Source organism: Providencia sp. CIM-Carb-044 (assembly GCF_033901115.1).
Lineage (GTDB): Bacteria > Pseudomonadota > Gammaproteobacteria > Enterobacterales > Enterobacteriaceae > Providencia > Providencia hangzhouensis.
This window is the reverse complement of record NZ_JAXADV010000003.1, coordinates 461,807-482,602: the sequence shown is the minus strand read 5'-3', so window position 1 is coordinate 482,602 and position 20,796 is coordinate 461,807. Positions and strand designations below refer to the sequence as shown.

Sequence of the window (20,796 nt, the reverse complement as noted above, 5' to 3'; positions counted from 1 at the left end):
ACATGATATTTTATCGGTAGAAATCGATAATCATTTTTCAAATAAATGGAAAAGTTCAGATGCTACAAATTTTTAATACACTAAGTCGTCAAAAAGAAGAGTTTAAGCCCATCCACGCAGGGAAGATTGGGATGTATGTGTGTGGCATCACTATCTACGACTTGTGTCATATCGGCCACGGCCGTACATTTGTGGCATTTGATGCAATTAGCCGCTATTTACGTTATTTGGGTTATGACTTAAATTATGTACGCAACGTCACCGATATTGACGATAAAATCATCAAACGTGCAGCAGAAAATAATGAAAGCGTCGAAGCGCTAACAACGCGTATGTTGGCTGAAATGCACAAAGATTTCGATGCCTTAAATATTTTACGCCCTGATAGCGAACCACGAGCAACGCGTCATATTGGTGAAATTATTGAATTAACCCAAAGCTTGATAGAGCGTGGTCATGCTTATGTCGCTGCGAATGGCGATGTGATGTTTGAAGTCAAAACCGACCCAAATTACGGTCTATTATCTCGCCAAGATTTAGAGCAGTTGCAAGCAGGTGCTCGCGTCGAGGTCGCTGATGTAAAACGCAACCCAATGGATTTCGTCTTGTGGAAAATGTCTAAAGAAGGCGAACCAAGTTGGGAATCCCCATGGGGTTTAGGTCGCCCAGGCTGGCACATTGAATGTTCGGCAATGAACAGTAAAACGTTAGGCAACCATTTTGATATTCACGGTGGCGGCTCTGATTTAATGTTCCCACACCATGAAAATGAAATTGCTCAATCTACCTGTGCTCATGATGGCCCTTACGTGAACTACTGGATGCACTCCGGTATGGTCATGGTAGACAGAGAGAAAATGTCTAAATCTCTCAATAACTTCTTTACTATTCGTGACGTACTTGAGTATTACGACGCAGAAACAGTGCGTTATTTTCTGTTATCAGGCCATTACCGCAGCCAATTAAACTACACAGAAGAAAATTTGAAGCAGGCACGTTCAGCACTTGAGCGTATGTACACTGCATTACGTGGTACAGATAAGTCAGCCGTACCTGCTGGTGGTGATGAATTTAAAGCACGTTTCATTGAAGCGATGAATGATGACTTTAATACACCTGAAGCCTATTCGGTATTATTTGATATGGTTCGTGAAGTTAACCGCCTGAAATCAGAAGATATGTCAGCAGCAAATGGTATGGCTGCACAATTGCGTGAGTTAGCAAGCGTGCTGGGTTTACTAGAACAAGACCCAGAAGTCTTTTTAAAAGGCGGCGCACAAACTGAAGATGATGCGGAAGTGGCAAAAATCGAGGCATTAATTCAACAACGTCTAGATGCACGTAAGAATAAAGATTGGGCGCAAGCGGATGCGGCTCGTGATGAACTTACTGCCATGGGGATTGTGCTTGAAGATAGCGCACAAGGAACTATTTGGCGCCGTAAGTAAGTTTTACATTTAAAAATTAGCCCGTTAACAGTACTTAGCGCTACCAGCACTAGGTAATGTTAGCGGGTTTTTTATTGGTGTTGGCTAAATTTGAAAGAACTTACGTAATGGAGCGGTAATAATCGGATCACGTAATATGTAATTTAAACCGATTGATTAGACTGTTAATTGCTAACTAAGGAAAAACAAATGGAATCAAGCCGCAAGGACAATAATACACCACCACCCATCCCAATCCGAACAATGAGTCTTGGGCTAGGCGCTAATACTGAATATAAATCTGCAAGGGCTAGAATATCGGATAGTATGAGTCACATTAAAAATACCACCGTACCTACGCCTCAGAATACGACATCGACAAGATCGAGTATTTTTATTAGGGATCTGATTACTGGGTTTTTTTCGAGGCAAACAGTCAGCCATCAACAAGATGGAACTATAGCCCCTCGTTATGCTTTTAATTCTAGAACGGTTGATTCAAACCCAGCGGTTGAATGGGATGCTGCTACTTCAACACTGGCTACTCAATCAGTAAAATATATTGATAACTTTAATAAACTAGAAGAATTCACGAAACTGCAAAATTTCCAATATTGTGACCAACAAGAAGTTAAAGGCGCTCGTTTTTCTGATATTAAAACGGCTAAAGAAACGCAAGTTTGTATCACGGATAGTGCCGGTATTCAGATTGGCTTACCAGCAAATAGGGTAAAAGTTGGTGATGATAATTTATTTATTCGGTCACAATATCCTAAAAATATAGAGAATCAGTTACAGATGTTATATGAGAATAGAACCCCTATGCTATGTATTCTATCGTCTAATATGGATATACAGGGACGAACGTTACCGCCATATTTTCGGGTGAATGGTACGTATGGCAGGATGAAAGTTAACACAAAAGAAATTCAGCCGGGTGATGGTAAGCCAAATAAAATTGGTAGTTTAAATGTAAAACACTACAGTATGAAGCTGACCTATGATAAGAAACCCATTAATATTCCAGTTATTCATGTTGAAAATTGGACTGACAAAACAACCGCAAGTACGAAAGAATTAAAAGAATTAGCTAAGTATATGGCAGCTGGCATTGAGGAAAAAAGGCAATTTTATAAATTTGCTGGTAGCCGAGCGATCAATGATAAAGATAAATTGTTACCAATCATTCACTGTGCCGCTGGTATTGGTCGAACAGGGCAAGTTGCAGCAGCAATGCAGTTAATTAAACCTAATAATAAACTGAGCGTACAGGAGATTATTATGGATATGCGTAAAACGGGTTGTGACAGGATGGTTCAAAACGAGGAACAATTTAAGGGATTGCTTGAACTTGAAAAATTATTAAATGATGAAAAATTAGCACAATAAAAGTTATTGAAATACCCCCCAATTAAGGGGGGAATGAAACTTAAATTGGTGTGATTAAGCGATACTCGCCATTTCTTGTTGAGCTTCTTTAGGTGTTGCTTTTTTGACAATGGCATAAAGCACACCTGAAACCACCGTACCAGCCACTATCGCGAATAAATACATCAATACATGATTAATAGCTCCGGGTATTAACAGCACAAATAAACCACCGTGAGGTGCCATTAGCTGAATACCAAAGTACATGGATAGCGCCCCTGTTATTGCGCCACCAATAATGCAAGTAGGAAGAACACGAATCGGGTCTTTGGCGGCAAATGGGATTGCACCTTCTGAAATAAAACATAAACCGAGAACAAAAGAGGCTTTACCCGCTTCGCGTTCAGCAGGTACAAATTTATGTCGTGCTAATAGTGTTGCAACACCCATTGCCAGCGGTGGCACCATCCCCGCTGCCATAATTGCCGCCATTGGTGCATAGGTTTGTGAACTTAATAGACCGACACCAAAGGCATATGCCGCTTTATTGACAGGGCCTCCCATATCCGTACACATCATCGCCCCTAAAATTGCGCCTAAGATCACCGCATTAGTCGTCCCCATGGTATTTAGCCAGTTAGTTAGCCAATCCATTAACCACGCTACAGGGTGACCAATAACATAGATCATGGCTAAACCCGTAAATAAAGTGGAAATGAGTGGCACGATTAAAATTGGTTTTAACGCTTCCATAGTTTGTGGCAATTTTAATCGGGTGCTAATAAAGTGAGCACTATAACCCGCAAGGAAACCGGAAATGATCCCGCCTAAGAAACCGGCGCCTAAAGTGGTTGCAAGTACCCCACCGACTAAACCTGGGGTTAAACCCGTTCTGTCGGCAATGGAATAGGCGATATAACCGGATAACACGGGGACCATTAAGGCAAGGGCAGTTTGCCCGCCAATGAGGCTAAGCGCCCAAGCCAGTGATCCTTCTACATTGGATGCATCTAAGCCAAATGCAAATGAAAGCGCAGTACATAATCCCCCAGCGACAACCATGGGGAGCATATATGATACCCCGGTAAGTAAGTGCTTATACACTCCACGTTTTTCTGTCGATCTACTCGCTTGCGATGATGTTTTTCCGCTTTGTGGCGTGAATATATTCGCTTCTTTTACTGCTCTATCCATTTCTTGTGCTGTTTTCTTCAATGCGGCACTGGTGGAGGTGCGGTACATGGGTTTCCCCGCAAATTTATCCACATTGACTTCGATATCAGCTGCGACAATGACTAAGTCAGCTTGTGCAATTTCTTCTGGCGTAATTTCATTCCCAACCCCGACAGAACCACGGGTTTCAACTTTGATATTCCAGCCGCGTTTTTTTGCTTCAGCTTCAAGTGCTTCTGCGGACATATAAGTGTGTGCAACCCCTGTAGGGCAAGCTGTAACGGCTAATACAGAGTACGATTTCGTGTGTTGTGGCTCACTGATGTGTTGCTCACAAAGTGCGGCTTCATTAATTGCTGATGTTAGGAATTCAGCAGGTTGCCTAACAGCGATATCGGGGTGACCGAAATAGATTTTTTTATCTGCACAATTAAAATTTTCAGGTAACTCGGTATCAAAACAAATCACAATATCTGCATCAGTAAGTTGTTCAGTGAAAGTGATATTTTGTAAGGCAGATACATTCTTTAAAGCATCGATGGCTAGCCAGCAAATAGCAGGGCCGTGCTGGTGGCTTGGAGCGATTAATATTTTCATGTTTTTCATCCTCATTCAGCCGTAAACGGTTGTAAGTCAACCTTTGTCATCATATGTGCAAGTTGCGCTCGGTCAGTGATACCGACATTGGGTTGAGAGACTGCAAGCGCGGAGATAGCGGTAGCTAAGCGTAGTGTGTGCTCACTTGTTTGCCTCATCATTAACCCATAAATTAATCCACCAACCATTGAATCCCCTGCGCCAACGGTACTAATAACGTCACATTCAGGTGGTTTAGCAAACCAAGCGCCTGATGAATTGACCCACATAGCGCCTTTTTCGCCTAAAGAAACTACTACATGCGCAATACCTTGTTGGCGAAGTTGATTCGCGGCATCAACGATATCTTGATGAGTTGGGAGCGGTTTGCCTGCCCAAATTTCAAGTTCACGATGATTAGGTTTTACTAACCAAGGAGAAGCTTTGAGCCCAGCGACAAAGGCTTCGCGGCTACTATCAAAAATGACACACATGCACTGTTCTCTAAGGCGTAACATCCATTGAGTAAAGTCTTTTAAATCAACTCCTTGAGGCAAGCTCCCACTGACGCAAATCATATCAAACTGACCTGCCCAGCTAAGTGAGTCGGTGACGAAACGTTGCCAGTCCGCTTTAGTGACACTGAAGCCTGAGAAGTTAAAATCGGTAACTTCGCCTGTGTGCTCTGTCAGTTTCACATTGATACGGGTGCGGCCTTCAACAACTTGAAAGCGGTTAGCAATTCCTGTTTCGCTGAAAGCTTTTTGGAAACCATCTTGGTTTTCTTTGCCCAAAAAACCACCAACAGTGACATCAATCCCTAAATTTTTAAGTACTTTGGCCACATTTATGCCTTTTCCAGCGGCATGAAGCCCAGCCGTTTTGACTAAATTCACATCACCTCGATGAATATCAGGTAATAGCCCAACCAAATCATAGGCGGGGTTCAAAGTGATAGTGGCGACTCTTCTGCTCATGCGATTTCTTCTCCAAGACCTGAATTAATTGCCTCACCGATGGTAACGATGGCTTTTTGTGCATCTGTGCCTTCTGCGTGAATTCGTAAACGGTGCCCACATTTAGCGCCCAAACTAACAATTTTCATTAAGCTACGGCCATTTACGGGAGTTGCAGTACCATCAAGATTACTGACGGTAATTGTGCTTTCGAATTGCTTAATGGTGGTAACTAACTGGGTGCTAGGGCGCGTATGTAACCCATGTGGATTAAGAATGGTGAAGTCCTGAGTGATTCCAGATGTACTCGTATCCGATGATCCGTTTTCTTCGTGTGAGTTTTCACTGCGCAATAAACCAATTAGGCTGTTAACGTTACCATCATCGGAAATTAGATTTACTTCTTTATTTTTCAATAAGTCATTAATTTTTAGTAAAAAAGACTCTATTTGATAGTTGGCATAAGAAAGGGTGATCAGGGCATTGACTGGGTTATCTTGAAAGTTAAATGGATTTTTTACGGTCGCTATTGCAATTGCATTCTGAATATTTCCAATAGGGCTATCACTTAACCAAATACCTTGACCTAAATATGAAGGTGTTTGAGTGAGAACTTGGGTAATGAAGTCGGTGCTAACAGCTTGGGCGTTTTGTAGGTTAATAATATTCTGTATTTTTAATGTGTTTATATTATCAACACTGGCATTAACGGTGACCATAGAGTCATCAAGTTTCACCGGTTGAGTTTGGCGTTCACCCATTAGAAGTTGTTTTAAGGCTTCGGGAGTGTTTGCTTTGGCCATTGCATCCGCTGTGTGTTCATCACTGATTATATGGGTTAATTGACGAAGTAATTCGAGATGTTCGTTTGATTGAGCGGCAATGCCAATAACAATATAAGCAGTTTGGTTATCACCCCAATCAATACCATCAGGGAATTGGAAAACAGCAAAACCTGTTTTCAACACTTGGTCTCGTGTCTCTGTTGTCCCGTGTGGGATAGCGATGCCATTTCCCAAAAAGGTAGGAGCTTGGGTTTCTCGGTTAAGCATCCCTTGCGCATAACCGCTTTTTGCATAGCCAGCATTTTCTAATGCCTTAGCGACTTGTTCTATTGCATTTTTTTTATCAGATGCAGCAGCTGCAAGGTGGATATCACTTATTGGTAAGTTAAACATAATTTCTCCTGATTATTATTCATAGACGGATCAGCCAGAAGACTTGCAAGCGGACCTGATTATTTGTTAATCATGTTATCGTTAACAAGATTAGCTGAATCGTTTAGTCTTGTCTATGCAGTTAAGATGTGAAATACAAAAAATGAGATCTAAGTTAAATTTTTTTAAGGGGTGATTTTCGCATTTTTTATCTGTTTTAAGTTAAAGCTGAAGTGGTTGCTGAAAGTTTTTATTTATATAAAACAATAAATTAGTTTTTCAATATATTTGATTGCTTAAATGCTTAATACAGTAAAAATGATTTAAAGAAAAAATTCTTCTAGAACTTCAAAATGGCTTTGTCAGTCTTGTAATAAATCAGAATATTTTGAATTAAAGGGAGGGGGAGTGCATTGTTGATTCTAGAAAGGAGGTAAGCTGAAATTTTTCAGCTTACCTAATTGTATCTATTCTACAACTTTGATTTTTTCGCTGCCCATTGAAACGATTTTACCCGCTACAATTTTACAGCGCTTGCGTGTTTCGACCACGCCATCAACTTCAACTAAGCCATCTGCAATCATGGCTTTTGCCATTGCTCCGCTTTCAGCCCAGCCTTCAATTTTTAGCAAATCACACAGTTCGACGTGTGGATGGCCATCTAAATTGAATATATCCATGATAACTCCAAAATTACATTAAATATCGTGGTACTCTTCACATGCCTGAAGGGTATTTTGAATTAAAGTTGCAACAGTCATTGGGCCAACACCACCAGGAACAGGGGTTATCCAAGCGGCGTTTTTCGCGGCTTCGTCAAAATCGACATCCCCCGTGACTTTGCCGCTCTCTAAACGATTAATACCGACATCGACCACAATCGCTCCAGGTTTAATCCATTCACCAGGAATAAAATTGGGTTTCCCCACAGCGACGACAACTAAATCAGCATGGCGAACATGGTGTTCTAAATCTTTGGTAAAGCGATGCGTTACTGTTGTGGTGCAACCTGCTAGCAGAAGCTCTAGGCTCATTGGACGACCAACAATGTTGGATGCGCCAATAATGACGGCGTTTAAACCATAAGTGTTGATACCGCAACGCTCAAGTAGAGTAACAATCCCTTTGGGAGTGCATGGACGAAGGCGTGGTGCACGTTGGCACAAGCGACCAACATTATAGGGATGAAAACCATCAACGTCTTTGTCTGGATGAATGCGCTCAATGACTTTGACATTATCAATACCCGCAGGTAATGGTAATTGAACTAAAATTCCATCAATTTCAGCATCTTGGTTTAAATCATCAATTAGCTTGAGTAATTCAGCTTCTGTCGTTGTATCTGGTAAATCATAAGAACGTGAAATAAAACCGACTTCTTCACAAGCGCGGCGTTTGCTGCCGACATAGATTTGTGAAGCTGGGTTAGCGCCGACTAAAATAACGGCAAGACCGGGAGCACGTTTTCCCTGTTCTAAACGTAATTGTACTTTTTGGGCAACTTCCTGCCTAATTGTCTGCGCAATCGTTTTCCCATCAATAATTTTTGCTAACATCTGTAACTTAATCCATATATGAGACACGGTAATGGCTCTATTTTGTCAGAAGTTAGCGCCCTTGTCAGTTCAAACTGTTACATAAAATGAGCATATAGTTATTTTAGTAGCGAAAAGCCATTGACTCAGCGCTCAGCAACCGTATAATTCAACGCCATCAGCCAGATAGGCTGCCTGCATTATCAATGCGCCCTTAGCTCAGTTGGATAGAGCAACGGCCTTCTAAGCCGTAGGTCACAGGTTCGAATCCTGTAGGGCGTACCATTAATTTTCAATCACTTACCATCATTTAAAATTCTCCACTTTTGCTAACTGGGACGTATTTGGGACGCAAGTACCGAAAATCGTGTCTATTTGCTTCGCATGTTCAGTTAAATGATTAGGTGCTAAATGAGCATATCTTCTCACCATATCAACCGACTCCCAGCCGCCCATTTCTTGTAGAACTGAAAGCGGGACGCCAGACTGAATTAACCAACTAGCCCATGTATGCCGCAAGTCATGAAAGCGGAAGTTTTCTATTCCTGCTCTTTTTAATCCTGCATACCAAGCGTTATTATCATCAACTTGCTAGGGGTATTGCTGGTTATTGCCTGAAATCTGTATCTATCCTAGTATTTGTTTTCTATACAACTGGAGGGGGATATACGTAATTGGCTTGGGTACTTAATATATTTCTCTATTATATTCGCTATAGCAAAATGCACTATGACTATAACTCCAAATGCCAACATTCCAGGATGATGTTTTATCAATGAAAAATGGAGATTTTCAATGAAACCATGGAATCCTTGGGTTGGGATGACGGTGTTAGCCGTAATCATATTTCTAATAACGCATTGCACTTTGACTATGTTCCCAGGCTATGTGCCTCCAACTAATTAACTTTAATTTGCACTTCCGCTAAGCTAACATGACTGAAACTAATTGACGGGATGGTGAGATGAAAGGATACATAGTTGCTAGCTTGTTAATGATTGCCTGCTCTGGTTTTTATGCACATTCTAGTAATGGTATTGACCCATTAGTAGCAGATGGAAAAAGGTCTAATTATGGTGATTGGGATTTTCTTTATGCTGAAAAAATGAACTATGATTTATGTAAGCTATCAGTAGAGGCTATTTATACATCTGGCGCAATCGATCATAAATTGACATCAATAACTCATTTTGAAAACGCGCACACATTAATAACACAGACACCAAAACATGTAGTTAGGATTGATTGCAACGGACATGGTGGAAATATAATGATATTGACCGCTGATTATATTGTTCAATAGTTAATCTAGCATTAAGAGACTCTGAAATTAGTGGCTCGTCACTGGCTGGCAATACTCTAATAATGCCCATGAGATAAAAGTAACCACAATGCAGATAAGTATTGCGATACCTGCAGGACAATTTGGTCCTCTGAATAAATATCAATAAGTTACAGCAAAGAAAATAGAAAGAAAGCTACGAGTACGTAGCTTTGGTGAGTATTTATAGTAATTTAAATAACATTCGTTATTCTAGATAAGCCCCTCAGTGCTACAGCATGAATTACAGGTGAGACGCTTGTACAGCAGTTACCTAATACTGATAATTTATATTTTTTTGCTTGTTCAGAAATAGCAGTAAATAGGACGCAATTTTGAGTCATCATCCCGCATAATTCGATATGGTTAATATTATGGGTTATAAGCAAGTCATTGAGATTTGTTTCATCAAAGGAATTACCATGCTTTTTAGTCACAATCAAATGGCCTGGAGATAAGCTAGTGAGTTTAGAGATAAGTTCACAACCATCTGTTGTTTCATCAAAAAAAACGGCTCCTTGTGGTGATAAGTGTTGAATAAAAATCACAATATCACCAGTTCTTTCATACTCTGAAATTTTATTGGATATATGCTCCAAAGTAGTATCAATATTCCATAAGGGAAACCGACCATCAGAAAGATAGTCATTTTGTGCGTCAATGACAATTAATGCCTTGTCCATAATGCCTCATTAATTTTAGTTAAGTTCTATTTGAATATGAAATAGGACGATAGAAATTACAATAATTTTTGAGTGTTAAATATCAATTATAATCGGCAAGATTACAGCAAGGGTTAAGCCAGTAACGGTGAGGTTACGCTAAGGTTTAAAGAGATCACAGTGATCGTTAGTAATAAAAACAATGTGTTGCTGCCTATTGCCATTGGTCACTGAAACGATGACCAATTATCATTATTCTGGTTTTGTGACAAATTAAGCATTATCAATAGATTATATCTACATGCGGTATAATCCCGCATGTGGTCTACTGCAAACTATCTTATTGTGTTTTATCTATTTCATTAATTCTCTTTAAAGCACGAGAGATTACGTTATTAGCGTATTCCATTGAGCTAAGGTAGATAATATTATTTTTATCAAATCCCGTTCTGTTAAATTGAAACCTTAGACCTGGAGTGTAAATGAGCAGTTTTGCATTTTGAGAAATTAATTTTTCTATGTCTGACTCTGTATTATCAGGGTAAACTTCCCAATCTAAGTTAATTTTGTTTATCTTATTTTGTAGGGCTGAAACATAGTTATCAACTGTATAACCCATGGGAACGCTGTTCTTCCAAGTGTAGGGCTTCGGCTATAGATTAAATAAATTTTATTCTTTTCCATTTTGCTCCCTAAGATAAACCCCATATATGAAAATGATTATTATACTCATTAATGTAGGTGTCAATTTTATTGTTACCGTCACTTGTTTAGTTTTAGTTACTTAGATATAGCTACGAGCTTATGACCTGTCAGAAAGAAAACAATGTAATCGCTACAGGCACTATGGATGGTTTAATGGTTATCAGCTAACAGGAGCGCGGATAGCTACCTACCTTTAACTGACCCTCTTTAAGATGACCAGATCATTTGCTCCGAAGTTACCGAGGCAATTTCAAATATATCTATAAAATTTTAGTTACTTGTGTGCTCAATTAATTCATAGTTAATCTACTAACTTGTTGTGCAATGACACACTTATTGAGGCGCAAATATGATTATACGTTGCTATAGTGGCAAAATAAGCGATAACAAAATAGATGAGCTGACCAATTTATTGTATAGATGCGTCCTTGGTGGGGCTAGTGTTGGGTATACTGACGCAAAAGCTCAAATAGAGGATATGAGAAATTATTGGGTTGGTGTTAATCACTCTTTATCAACAAGTAATTTTAAGCTGATCTCAGTAGAGGTAGACAATAAAATTGTTGGTGTCGTTGGGCTTGAGCTATGTATAAAACCAAATGGTAAACATCGAGGGGAAATTTGTAAGTTATTGGTGTTACCTGATTACAGGCGCAAAGGGCTAGCAAGGAGACTAATGCTAGCGGCTGAGCAAATAGCATGGGAAACAGGATTGGCACTTTTAACATTAGATACAAATACCAAAGGAATAACTGTTAGCTTATATAGTTCTCTAGGATGGCAGGTTAGCGGTGAAATCCCTGAGTTTGCTCAATCAGTTAATGGTGACCTTGAATCAACTACCATCATGTTCAAGCTAAAGCCTGAAAATGAAGTTTAAATAAGATTGGTTAATCACTGCCGTCATTTGAAATCGCACTAGTGTTAATTTTACGGTTCCGTTTGAAACGGAGTTGTGGAAAACACGAGTAGGGGGGCTGGTTGGAGTTTCATTATCTGCAATAAAAGCTTTAACTGATGATGTTTTTGCAATGTTGGTGGTTTTGGGAAAATAGAAGCTTAAACCTCTTAATTTTTGAGTCATAAAATAAAAAGGGGGCATAATACGAAATTTAATGAATTTAAAGTATTTATAATCAATTGGTTATGGTTTTATATTGAATCCTGTAGGCCTTTAACCCTTCTTCGTTCAACTGACGTCTAGCTATATCAGTTTCTTAAATGTATTGATTATCATGGAAACGCGACTGTTCATCATGCGCCAGTCAGTTAGTGCAAAAAATCAAAATAGTTCATAAATAATATATGCGATTTGACGTATGTATTATTTATGTGTAATTTAAAGAAAAGATTGAAGAGGTACACATGGAACCATTACAACTGTTTAAAATTTTAGGTGACCAAACAAGGCTCGATATCGTGCTGCTTTTGAAAGCAGCTGGTGAACTGTGTGTGTGTGATATTTATACGGCTTTAAATCTATCGCAACCAAAGACATCTCGGCACTTAGCAATGCTAAGAGAGTCAGGTCTTCTGTTAGATTCAAAGCATGGCAAATGGGTTCACTATCGCTTATCTCCGGCATTACTACCATGGGTAAAAAGCATTATTGATGTCACCTATGCTACAGAGAAAAATAGAGTGTCAGGCTTACTTCAAAGTTTGAATGCAAAAGAGATAAATAATCATTGCTCTTAGTGATTTTTTAACTAAACGCATATGAAAATTCGTATATGTTGATTCAATAAGTATTAAATACATATAGTCGATAAGGCTTATTTTAGAGGAGTAAAAGGTGCACGAAAGCACCTTTTAAATGAGGTTGTTATGTTTATTGCCGCATTCATTTTTATTTTAACGATCACCTTTGTTATTTGGCAGCCCAAAGGACTGGGTATTGGCTGGAGTGCTACAGTCGGGGCTGTATTGGCACTGATCTTTGGTGTGATCAGTTTTCAAGATATCCCGATAGTTTGGAATATTGTGTGGAATGCCACTGCGACATTTGTTGCAGTAATTATTATTAGCCTACTTTTAGATGAAAGTGGTTTCTTCGAATGGGCGGCATTACATGTTGCTAAGTGGGGCGGGGGTAAAGGAAGATTACTATTCAGTTATATCGTGCTACTTGGTGCAACGGTGGCGGCTTTATTTGCCAACGATGGTGCAGCATTGATATTAACGCCCATTGTGATTGCGATGTTATTGGCACTTGGTTTCAACAAAGGTACGACATTGGCATTTGTTATGGCTGCTGGGTTTATCGCAGACACAGCGAGCTTGCCGCTGATTGTTTCGAACCTCGTGAATATCGTTTCTGCGGACTTCTTTAATATTGGATTTACGGAATATGCATCAATTATGGTGCCAGTGGATATTGCAGCAATTATCGCAACGCTCGTGACGTTGCATTGGTTTTTCCGTAAAGATATTCCTAAGCAATATGATGCCACTAAATTGAGTGCACCTGCTTTAGCTATTAAAGACATAACGACGTTTAAAGCAGGTTGGCTTGTATTAGTGTTATTACTTGTTGGTTTTTTTGTCTTAGAGCCTTTAGGTATTCCGATTAGTGCGATTGCCGCTATTGGCGCCTTAATTCTTTGGGTGATTGCGGCCAGAGGCCATACGATTAATACCAAAAAAGTATTACGTGGTGCGCCGTGGCAAATCGTCATTTTTTCCCTAGGTATGTATTTGGTTGTTTATGGTTTAAGAAATGCAGGGCTAACCGATTATCTTTCTGAAACGCTCAATTATCTTGCTGATAAAGGACTATGGGTAGCAACGCTAGGCACTGGATTTATTACGGCATTTTTATCATCCATAATGAATAACATGCCCACGGTATTAATTGGGGCTCTATCCATTGAAGGGAGTGAAGCGACAGGGTTAATTCAACAAGCGATGATTTACGCCAATGTGATTGGTGCAGATTTAGGTCCTAAAATCACCCCAATAGGGAGTTTGGCGACATTGTTATGGCTGCATGTTTTATCACAAAAGAACATGACCATTACATGGGGATATTATTTCAAAGCAGGGATTATCATGACTATCCCTGTACTCATTATCACACTCGTTGCGTTAGTGCTTCGACTTTCACTGTTAAATTAAAGGTAACCCAATGAATGAGATTACCATCTACCATAACCCCAATTGCGGTACTTCGCGCAATACCCTAGCCATGATCCGTAATAGTGGGGTTGAGCCGACGATTATTTATTATCTAGAAACGCCACCAACTAAAGATGTGTTAATAAAACTTATTGCCGATATGAAAATTACGGTAAGGGCATTATTACGAAAAAATGTTGAGCCGTATGAGCAATTAAATTTAAAAAAAGATAGCTATACTGATGACCAAATTATTGATTTTATGTTGCAATACCCAATATTGATTAATAGGCCAATTGTCGTCACGCCGTTAGGCGTAAAGTTGTGTCGGCCTTCTGAAGTTGTGTTAGATATTTTGCCTCAACCTCTTACAAGTGATTTCATCAAGGAAGATGGTCAAATAGTGATTAGTAATCACCATGTAAAACACAAAAAAGAATGAGGTTAATTAGTTTAAAATCTAAGAAAGTTGAGTGTTTTATCTATGTAATTAAATAAAACTTGTTCTAGGGAACACAATACAACTAACTATTATTCACGTTAGCTATCGGTTCCCTATTTTCTTGCTAATCATCTCATGGAAATCTAGCGCTGAAGCGGCATAGTGATATATATTTCAATAGCTTGGTTTAAGGTTTTGATTGATCGCATTGTTTGGTTAAATTGTAATATTACTTCATCAGATGTATTACCAGTAAGGAAGTACTCTTCTAGTAATTTACATTCTAATGCGATTTTTTTAGCACCAATAATTTGGCTAGAACCTTCTAAACGATGGCAATAATGCGCTAAATTAAGCCAGTCTTGTTTTTCGAATAAGCGTTCTGCTTGTTGTATATCTTCTATATTTTCTTGAAGACTCGTTTGAAGTAATTTATTTAATAGCTGTTGGTCATCTTGAGTCAACTGCATTAATGCATCTAAATTAATTAAACTATTTAACATTGGTGGAATGGGCTCTTCTGTATCTTCTTCTATTTGTTGAAGGGTGCAGCGTAATAGCAGGGCTTCAATCTGAGATAGACGTAAAGGTTTAAATAGGCAGTCATCCATACCCGCCTCTATACAGCGTTGGCGTTCTTCTTGCCTTGCATCTGCAGTTAATCCAATAATAATTAGAGTCTGGGGGGATATTTCCCGTAGTTGCCGAGTTAATTCTAACCCATCAATATCAGGCATATTACAATCGGTAATTACGATGTCTATTGCATTTTTCTTCCATAATTCGAGGGCTTGTTTCCCGCTCTTTGCTTCAGTGACATGATGACCAAATCTTGTTAATTGACGTACTAATAGCAGGCGATTTGCAGGATGGTCATCAACGGCAAGTATTCGTAAGCGTTTATTATTTTTTGTGGTCTTATAAAGTGTCGGAAGCGAAACTCTAGTGTTTTTACGATGCTTGACGGGGATATCTATTAAAAATTGAGTGCCATGCCCTAATTGGCTGTATAAGGTAATAGTCCCATTCATCATGGATATAAGTTGCTTACAAATAGCTAAGCCAAGACCTGTTCCTTTATGTTTACTGCTTGATTCAGCTTGGGTATAGGGGGAAAAAATCAATTCTTGTCTGTTCTCTTCAATTCCCATTCCTGTATCAGAAATAATGATCCTTAAAATATTTTCTTCATGGTTTTGGGGGAGATAATTAATGATAACTTCAATAGTTCCTTCTGAAGTAAACTTAATTGCGTTGTTAAGTAGATTGGAAATAACCTGACGTAGTCGAAAAACGTCAATATATATTTCATCAGGATGGATTGCATTAAGATGATAATGTAGAGAAATACCTTTTTGTTTAGCTAATCCTTCAAACAAACGGACAACGGGAGTTGCTAATTCATTACTTTTTACCCACTCAGGAACGAGTTCCAGTTTTCCTGACTCAATTTTTGCCATATCTAAAATATCGCCTATAAGTCCCATCAATGATAATGCGGACTCATACGGTATTTGAATTGATTCTGTTATATCATCTTGCTGATTTTTATTCGTGGCGGCTAATTCTAATAACCCAATAATTGCGCTGATATGGGTACGAATTTCATGGCTCATGATAGCAAGGAAATTGCTTTTTGTTTGGCTTGCATGTTCTGCGCGTTGGCGAGCACTAGAGAGCTCGATAAGGAGCTGTTCATGTTCAGTTATATCTTGCCAACTACATATAAGGCCAGAGATATTGCCTTGATTGTCTCTATATGCGACGGCTTGATGCACTATGACCCTTTCACCCATTCTATTTTTTATTTGATAACGTTTAGGCGGAGAAACTAGCCTATTAGGCTCATCGAAAAGAGAATGCAATTCTTGATAAATTGTCGATAGCGGGTGTTGTTGTGATGTCAATGAAAGTTGTTTTATGTTTTCATTATCAGGGCTGAAAAAACTCTCCCATGCTGAATTACTATTTATTATCGTTCCGCTTTTATCAATGACATAAATAGGAACAGGAGTACCATTATAAAGAGTTTCTAAGAATATAGCCTGTTCTTGTAAGCGTTTTTGTGTATATTTTCTTAATCGAATTTCACGATGTAAATAATAATTCCATATTAAAGAGGTAATAATAAGAATAGTGGCAATGCAAGCTAATGTGTAGAACTCGGTGCGGTATACTGTCCATGTATCCATTTTAACATCTGGTGAGCCTAGCCATTTATTAGTTAATACTGATATATCTCTCGGCGGAATAGATGCAATCGCTTTATCTAATATGCTATATAACTCAGGCTGGTCACGTCCTACGGCAAACGATATATAAGCTGTATCCTCGCTTAATTGTTCGCTGATTTTTAATCGACTACGAAAATATCGGTCAATCATATAGTGAGCGCTGATAAGATTCTCGATGGTACCATCTACTTTTCCTTCATTGACCATTTGCAAAGCAGTATAGGTATCTTGAGCTTCAATTAATTCCACTTGAGGATAGTTCTTTGTTAGCCAGTCGTGAATTGCATTGTCAGGGGTAATTGCAAGTTTTGCTGTCTGAGCAATTTTTTTGTGGGCTAATGGCGTGTCTCTAACAATTAAAACAAATGGGGGAAGAACATAAGGACGAGTAAATAGTAATTCTTTATCATTTCTTGAATTTTTTGTAATTGAAGCAATGAAATCCCCTTTATTTTTTTTCAATAAAGCAATCTCATCTTTTTCAGAGCTTGCTTCAATGACTTTAAAATTAATATTTGTTTTGAAATGGATGAGATTAAGTATATCTGCAGAAAGGCCATGAAATTGTTTCTGTGAGTCAAAAAATGTGAAGGGGGCATTTAGTGAATTAATGACGACCTTTAACTCGTTGTGTTGTTTTAGCCAATCTATTTCCTTTTGTGTGAATACCACAGATTGTTTTAGTGCCCATAAATCGGGTTTTGAACTCCAATGATGGAAAATAATATCATGCTGAGCTAATGATATTGAGCTTAAAATGATATCCACAGTACGCTTTAATTGCGCATTTTTAGGATGGAAGAGAAAGACTGGGCCAATATTTTCATTAGAGAAAATCTCAGCAGTGGATAATGTTGTTGCATAGTGGCGTTCAAGTAAAAAATTAGCCACGATCATTCTGCCTAGGAAATAATCATTTTCACCAAATGCGACGGAAGATAACGCATTTTGCGGTAAAGGAAAACGTTCGATTTTAGCATCAGGAAAATATTTTTTGATCCATTCATTGCTTGGATAGCCTTGAACGGTAGCAATACGAGCACCATGAGGTATGGGATGCTTGTTGGACATTGCCGCTTTTCGTGAAATAAGTACAGGATAATCAGGAATATATGGAGCGCTTTTGAGAAAACCATAGCTCTCGTTTCTTTGCCTTTTACCATCATCAGCTAACATATCTATCTTGCCACTGAGCAGGCCCTGTAATGCCATATCTCTATCGGGATAGTAGATGATTTTGAAACGCAAACCTAAGTTACGCATGATGGTCATAATGCTATCTGCAGAAATCCCTTTATAAATTCCTGATTCTAATACTAAATCAAAGGGGGGGTTATTAGGAGCGTAGACACCAATCGCTAATTCTTGTTTTTCTCCTAGCCATCTCCAATCATAATCACTTAATTCAAATTTTGATGGGAGAATTTCAATTTGGCTATAAAGTCTGACTTCATAAGGTTGGAATGCAGAAAATGAGCAAGGAAACAGACCAATAAGCAAGCAAACTATTAGGATTAGGTTACGCATCGATATATTAATCCAAATTATTGCGTTGAATAAAGTCGTATAGCTCTGCAATATTATGAAGATCTAATTTAAGCATTAGTCGTCTTTTATAAGTGCTAACAGTTTTATCGCTGATGCGCATTTGTTGTGCAATGTTAATGCTTTTCATCCCTTTAGCCAGTAAATGTAAGACTTGTAGCTCTTTTGTGGAGAGCTCGGCGATTTTTTGTTTATCATTAAGATGATTACTAGGGGAAGCATCCATTTTATTCAGATTAAGTGGAAAGTAGCCATATCCATTTCTAATCGCATGAATTGCGACATGTAGTTCCGTTAAGTTATTGCGTTTGCTAATAAAACCACTGGCACCGACACTTGCACAGCGACGAATGTAATGGTCATCATCTTTTGCAGATAACACAAGAAGCCCTCCCGTGTAGTTATTTTTACGCAATCGCTGCATGACATCAATCCCATTAAGTGATGGGATATCTATATCTATCATGATTAAGTCGGGAGAGAGAGTTTTAGCAAGTTGGATAGCTTCATGGCCATCAGCGGTTTCCCCTACAATGGTCATGTCATCTTTTTCTAATAGTATTCTTACAGCAAGCCGTGCTACTGGATGGTCATCGACTATCAGTACTGTTTTCATGTTTTTCCCTTTCTGGCTAGTAAATTAAAGCGCGATGAACATAGGTGCAGGTGCCAAATGAAAAATTAATTGTTTTTTTATTAGTTTAATGAGCGTTTGAATTTGCTGCAATGTATATTTTTGTAATATTTATCTGTCATAAATTTAATAATTAACTTACATAAATTGCTTTTTTGTCTTATTACATTTTATGGCTATTCCTCTCAAAATACACCTATGCACTGTGGCTGTGTTCAGATGTCTCTACTGTTTTATGGAAAATACAATAGAGCCTTCAATTCTTAATAATTAGATTAGCCTAAACTAAACCTAGGAGGTGAATGATATAATTTTAATAGATAATGACGATCATGGAAACTAACTTTACGAAACTATGTTTTTCTCTATTTCACTACATAGAGTGTATCTCGCTATTTCTATTTGACAGATCAATAGCATAAGGATTAATAAGTTAATGGATTAAACAGGTACCATAGACATTAATGGGAATTAATGTGGTAGTGACAACCATAATATATTAATAAATTAAATATTTTAACACTGGGTTATATATTGATTCAGTAAAAAAGGAATTAGAAATGAAAAAGATTATTGCTACTGCTATTTTTGCTGCGCTTTGTGTTGGTCAAGTTGCTAATGCTAAAGACGGTACAGTTAAATTCGTAGGTGATATCGTGACTGCACCATGTGAGGTAGCACAGAACTCTTGGGACCAAACTGTTCAAATGGCTCAAGTTAAAACAGCTACATTCGCAGATGCAGGAGCTAAATCAGCGGATAAGAAATTCCAAATCAGCTTGCTGAATTGTGATGTGGCGCAATTCAAGAATGTAGCTGTCTCATTCGCGGGCCAGGCTAACGGAGATGATGCAACACTTTTAGCACTTGATGGCGGCCAAGGTGCAGCTGAAAACGTTGGTGTGGCAATCTATGACGGTAAAGGTAAAAAATTGGCTTTAGGTACAGCGACTGCTGATACTGCATTACAAGTTGGCTCAAATACTCTTTACTTCTCAGCAGCTTATGTTTCTACTAAGAAAGATGTGAAAGCGGGTTCTGCTAATGCAACAGCAGACTTCAACCTGACATATAAATAATACTGAATTTCCTTCAGGCCACTATGTCGGTGGCCTGCTTTTTGTTCGAAGGGGATGTAATGATTCTTAATAGCCTTTTTATTAATAAGTTAATACTTGTTTTTTTACTCATGTGTTTTAGTTTCTCTATTTATGCTGCTGGTGGTGTCGTTGTCGGTTCCACCCGTGTTGTATTTGATGGCTCAAAGAGAGAAGCTAATCTTAGTTTAAAGAATAACAATGATAAAAGTACTTATTTAATTCAGTCCTGGGTTGAAGATGCATCAGGGAATAATAAGACTCCATTTATTATAACACCGCCACTTTTTAAATTAGACCCGGTTAAAGAAAATATGTTGCGTATTGTGCGTGCTGGTGGAAATTTACCTGAAGATCGCGAATCGGTTTATTATGTCAATGTAAAAGCTATTCCACCCGCTCCAGCTGAAGAAAGTGCTAATACTTTACAACTAGCAATTAAAACTAGAATGAAATTATTCTATAGACCTGCTGGTTTGAAAGGTAACCCAATGGATTCCTATAAGGCTCTGGTATGGAAAAAAGAGGGTGATAGCTTGCGTATAGTTAATAATACGCCTTTTTCTGTAACATTAAGTGAAGTGAAAGTGAATGGTAGTGAAATAGATAAAGTCGACCTTGTCCTGCCAATGAGTAGTACTAGTTATAAACTACCATCAAAAGTAAATATAGGTGCTCAGGTAGTGTTTACAACTATTAATGATTATGGCGGTACTTCTGAATTGCAAAAAGCAATACTTCAATAAACAAGCAAAATATTAAATAGAATAATAACGTTTTAGTGCATTTTATTATTAAATTTTTATGGAAATTTTTTGCGCAATATATTTATTAGAGGGAACGAGGG

General features: G+C 38.4%; 18 protein-coding genes, 1 tRNA gene and 1 pseudogene. 10 read left to right on the top strand and 10 right to left on the bottom strand.

The genetic code is table 11. The features are described 5' to 3' along the window. The first annotated feature begins 59 nt into the window (after positions 1–59). Positions 60–1,448 carry a cysteine--tRNA ligase gene (gene cysS, locus SJ312_RS08680; RefSeq protein WP_004260257.1) on the top strand — a complete coding sequence of 463 codons (1,389 nt, stop codon included), beginning with the start codon at positions 60–62 and terminating at the stop codon, positions 1,446–1,448. 306 nt (positions 1,449–1,754) lie between these two features. After that, complete coding sequence (locus SJ312_RS08675; protein ID WP_319867447.1) at positions 1,755–2,816, top strand: protein-tyrosine phosphatase family protein; 1,062 nt, start codon at positions 1,755–1,757, stop codon at positions 2,814–2,816. Positions 2,817–2,870: 54 nt separating this feature from the next. Here the strand turns inward: SJ312_RS08675 and fruA are convergent, their stop codons facing one another. The 5 genes from fruA to folD form a co-directional block, all read right to left on the bottom strand. Further along, positions 2,871–4,565 (bottom strand): PTS fructose transporter subunit IIBC, encoded by a 1,695-nt coding sequence (fruA, locus tag SJ312_RS08670; protein ID WP_319867445.1) that lies wholly within the window; start codon positions 4,563–4,565, stop codon positions 2,871–2,873. A gap of 11 nt (positions 4,566–4,576) precedes the next feature. Next, positions 4,577–5,521, bottom strand: a complete 945-nt coding sequence (gene fruK, locus SJ312_RS08665) for a 1-phosphofructokinase (RefSeq protein ID WP_004260245.1) — start codon at positions 5,519–5,521, stop codon at positions 4,577–4,579. Continuing rightward, positions 5,518–6,678, bottom strand: a complete 1,161-nt coding sequence (gene fruB / locus SJ312_RS08660; protein WP_206277281.1) for a fused PTS fructose transporter subunit IIA/HPr protein — start codon at positions 6,676–6,678, stop codon at positions 5,518–5,520. The genes fruK and fruB overlap by 4 nt, the downstream gene beginning before the upstream one ends. Positions 6,679–7,124: 446 nt before the next feature. Beyond that, positions 7,125–7,337, bottom strand: a complete 213-nt coding sequence (ybcJ, locus tag SJ312_RS08655) for a ribosome-associated protein YbcJ (protein WP_094960990.1) — start codon at positions 7,335–7,337, stop codon at positions 7,125–7,127. A gap of 18 nt (positions 7,338–7,355) precedes the next feature. Next, positions 7,356–8,213 (bottom strand): bifunctional methylenetetrahydrofolate dehydrogenase/methenyltetrahydrofolate cyclohydrolase FolD, encoded by an 858-nt coding sequence (folD, locus tag SJ312_RS08650; protein ID WP_096863250.1) that lies wholly within the window; start codon positions 8,211–8,213, stop codon positions 7,356–7,358. Between the two features lie 187 nt (positions 8,214–8,400). On the opposite strand from folD, the gene SJ312_RS08645 reads away from it, so the two are divergent. Further along, a tRNA-Arg gene (locus SJ312_RS08645) sits at positions 8,401–8,477 on the top strand. A 21-nt stretch (positions 8,478–8,498) separates the two neighbouring features. Here SJ312_RS08645 and SJ312_RS08640 read toward each other — a convergent pair. Beyond that, a pseudogene (locus SJ312_RS08640) lies at positions 8,499–8,783 on the bottom strand (site-specific integrase); the annotation flags it as partial. A gap of 373 nt (positions 8,784–9,156) precedes the next feature. On the opposite strand from SJ312_RS08640, the gene SJ312_RS08635 reads away from it, so the two are divergent. Further along, complete coding sequence (locus SJ312_RS08635) at positions 9,157–9,495, top strand: hypothetical protein (RefSeq protein WP_004262443.1); 339 nt, start codon at positions 9,157–9,159, stop codon at positions 9,493–9,495. Between the two features lie 212 nt (positions 9,496–9,707). Here SJ312_RS08635 and SJ312_RS08630 read toward each other — a convergent pair whose 3' ends face one another. Both SJ312_RS08630 and SJ312_RS08625 read right to left on the bottom strand, forming a co-directional pair. Beyond that, positions 9,708–10,196: an isochorismatase family protein gene (locus tag SJ312_RS08630; protein ID WP_004262441.1), complete on the bottom strand. Its 489-nt coding sequence runs from the start codon at positions 10,194–10,196 to the stop codon at positions 9,708–9,710. 319 nt (positions 10,197–10,515) lie between these two features. After that, the gene (locus tag SJ312_RS08625; RefSeq protein ID WP_110592218.1) at positions 10,516–10,794 is read right to left on the bottom strand and encodes a nitrogen fixation protein NifS; all 279 of its coding nucleotides are present in this window, start codon (positions 10,792–10,794) and stop codon (positions 10,516–10,518) included. 435 nt (positions 10,795–11,229) lie between these two features. Here SJ312_RS08625 and SJ312_RS08620 point away from each other — a divergent pair, with 435 nt between their 5' ends. From SJ312_RS08620 to arsC, 4 genes are all read left to right on the top strand, one after another. Beyond that, positions 11,230–11,760 carry a GNAT family N-acetyltransferase gene (locus SJ312_RS08620; RefSeq protein ID WP_096863249.1) on the top strand — a complete coding sequence of 177 codons (531 nt, stop codon included), beginning with the start codon at positions 11,230–11,232 and terminating at the stop codon, positions 11,758–11,760. Positions 11,761–12,245: 485 nt separating this feature from the next. Further along, on the top strand, positions 12,246–12,578 hold the full coding sequence (locus SJ312_RS08615) for a metalloregulator ArsR/SmtB family transcription factor (protein ID WP_004262433.1): 333 nt from the start codon (positions 12,246–12,248) through the stop codon (positions 12,576–12,578). Between the two features lie 129 nt (positions 12,579–12,707). Next, positions 12,708–13,997 carry an arsenic transporter gene (locus SJ312_RS08610; RefSeq protein WP_110592217.1) on the top strand — a complete coding sequence of 430 codons (1,290 nt, stop codon included), beginning with the start codon at positions 12,708–12,710 and terminating at the stop codon, positions 13,995–13,997. Between the two features lie 10 nt (positions 13,998–14,007). After that, a complete protein-coding gene (gene arsC / locus SJ312_RS08605) occupies positions 14,008–14,439 on the top strand; it encodes a glutaredoxin-dependent arsenate reductase (RefSeq protein ID WP_319867438.1) in 432 nt (143 codons plus the stop codon). Between the two features lie 143 nt (positions 14,440–14,582). On the opposite strand, the gene SJ312_RS08600 is transcribed toward arsC, so the two are convergent. Continuing rightward, the gene (locus SJ312_RS08600; RefSeq protein ID WP_319867436.1) at positions 14,583–18,200 is read right to left on the bottom strand and encodes a response regulator; all 3,618 of its coding nucleotides are present in this window, start codon (positions 18,198–18,200) and stop codon (positions 14,583–14,585) included. Between the two features lie 7 nt (positions 18,201–18,207). Beyond that, positions 18,208–18,834 carry a response regulator gene (locus tag SJ312_RS08595; protein WP_004262426.1) on the bottom strand — a complete coding sequence of 209 codons (627 nt, stop codon included), beginning with the start codon at positions 18,832–18,834 and terminating at the stop codon, positions 18,208–18,210. A gap of 578 nt (positions 18,835–19,412) precedes the next feature. Here SJ312_RS08595 and SJ312_RS08590 point away from each other — a divergent pair. Then, on the top strand, positions 19,413–19,931 hold the full coding sequence (locus SJ312_RS08590) for a fimbrial protein (protein ID WP_094961292.1): 519 nt from the start codon (positions 19,413–19,415) through the stop codon (positions 19,929–19,931). 59 nt (positions 19,932–19,990) lie between these two features. After that, positions 19,991–20,695, top strand: a complete 705-nt coding sequence (locus SJ312_RS08585) for a molecular chaperone (protein WP_137018917.1) — start codon at positions 19,991–19,993, stop codon at positions 20,693–20,695. Positions 20,696–20,796: the final 101 nt, after the last annotated feature.

What these genes read in the sequence shown, in the direction of transcription:
- cysS (WP_004260257.1), top strand. Translation starts at nt 60, where the DNA reads ATGCTACAAATTTTTAATACACTAAGTCGTCAAAAAGAAGAGTTTAAG.
- SJ312_RS08675 (WP_319867447.1), top strand. Translation starts at nt 1,755, where the DNA reads ATGAGTCACATTAAAAATACCACCGTACCTACGCCTCAGAATACGACA.
- fruA (WP_319867445.1), bottom strand. Translation starts at nt 4,565, where the DNA reads ATGAAAATATTAATCGCTCCAAGCCACCAGCACGGCCCTGCTATTTGC.
- fruK (WP_004260245.1), bottom strand. Translation starts at nt 5,521, where the DNA reads ATGAGCAGAAGAGTCGCCACTATCACTTTGAACCCCGCCTATGATTTG.
- fruB (WP_206277281.1), bottom strand. Translation starts at nt 6,678, where the DNA reads ATGTTTAACTTACCAATAAGTGATATCCACCTTGCAGCTGCTGCATCT.
- ybcJ (WP_094960990.1), bottom strand. Translation starts at nt 7,337, where the DNA reads ATGGATATATTCAATTTAGATGGCCATCCACACGTCGAACTGTGTGAT.
- folD (WP_096863250.1), bottom strand. Translation starts at nt 8,213, where the DNA reads ATGTTAGCAAAAATTATTGATGGGAAAACGATTGCGCAGACAATTAGG.
- SJ312_RS08635 (WP_004262443.1), top strand. Translation starts at nt 9,157, where the DNA reads ATGAAAGGATACATAGTTGCTAGCTTGTTAATGATTGCCTGCTCTGGT.
- SJ312_RS08630 (WP_004262441.1), bottom strand. Translation starts at nt 10,196, where the DNA reads ATGGACAAGGCATTAATTGTCATTGACGCACAAAATGACTATCTTTCT.
- SJ312_RS08625 (WP_110592218.1), bottom strand. Translation starts at nt 10,794, where the DNA reads ATGGGTTATACAGTTGATAACTATGTTTCAGCCCTACAAAATAAGATA.
- SJ312_RS08620 (WP_096863249.1), top strand. Translation starts at nt 11,230, where the DNA reads ATGATTATACGTTGCTATAGTGGCAAAATAAGCGATAACAAAATAGAT.
- SJ312_RS08615 (WP_004262433.1), top strand. Translation starts at nt 12,246, where the DNA reads ATGGAACCATTACAACTGTTTAAAATTTTAGGTGACCAAACAAGGCTC.
- SJ312_RS08610 (WP_110592217.1), top strand. Translation starts at nt 12,708, where the DNA reads ATGTTTATTGCCGCATTCATTTTTATTTTAACGATCACCTTTGTTATT.
- arsC (WP_319867438.1), top strand. Translation starts at nt 14,008, where the DNA reads ATGAATGAGATTACCATCTACCATAACCCCAATTGCGGTACTTCGCGC.
- SJ312_RS08600 (WP_319867436.1), bottom strand. Translation starts at nt 18,200, where the DNA reads ATGCGTAACCTAATCCTAATAGTTTGCTTGCTTATTGGTCTGTTTCCT.
- SJ312_RS08595 (WP_004262426.1), bottom strand. Translation starts at nt 18,834, where the DNA reads ATGAAAACAGTACTGATAGTCGATGACCATCCAGTAGCACGGCTTGCT.
- SJ312_RS08590 (WP_094961292.1), top strand. Translation starts at nt 19,413, where the DNA reads ATGAAAAAGATTATTGCTACTGCTATTTTTGCTGCGCTTTGTGTTGGT.
- SJ312_RS08585 (WP_137018917.1), top strand. Translation starts at nt 19,991, where the DNA reads ATGATTCTTAATAGCCTTTTTATTAATAAGTTAATACTTGTTTTTTTA.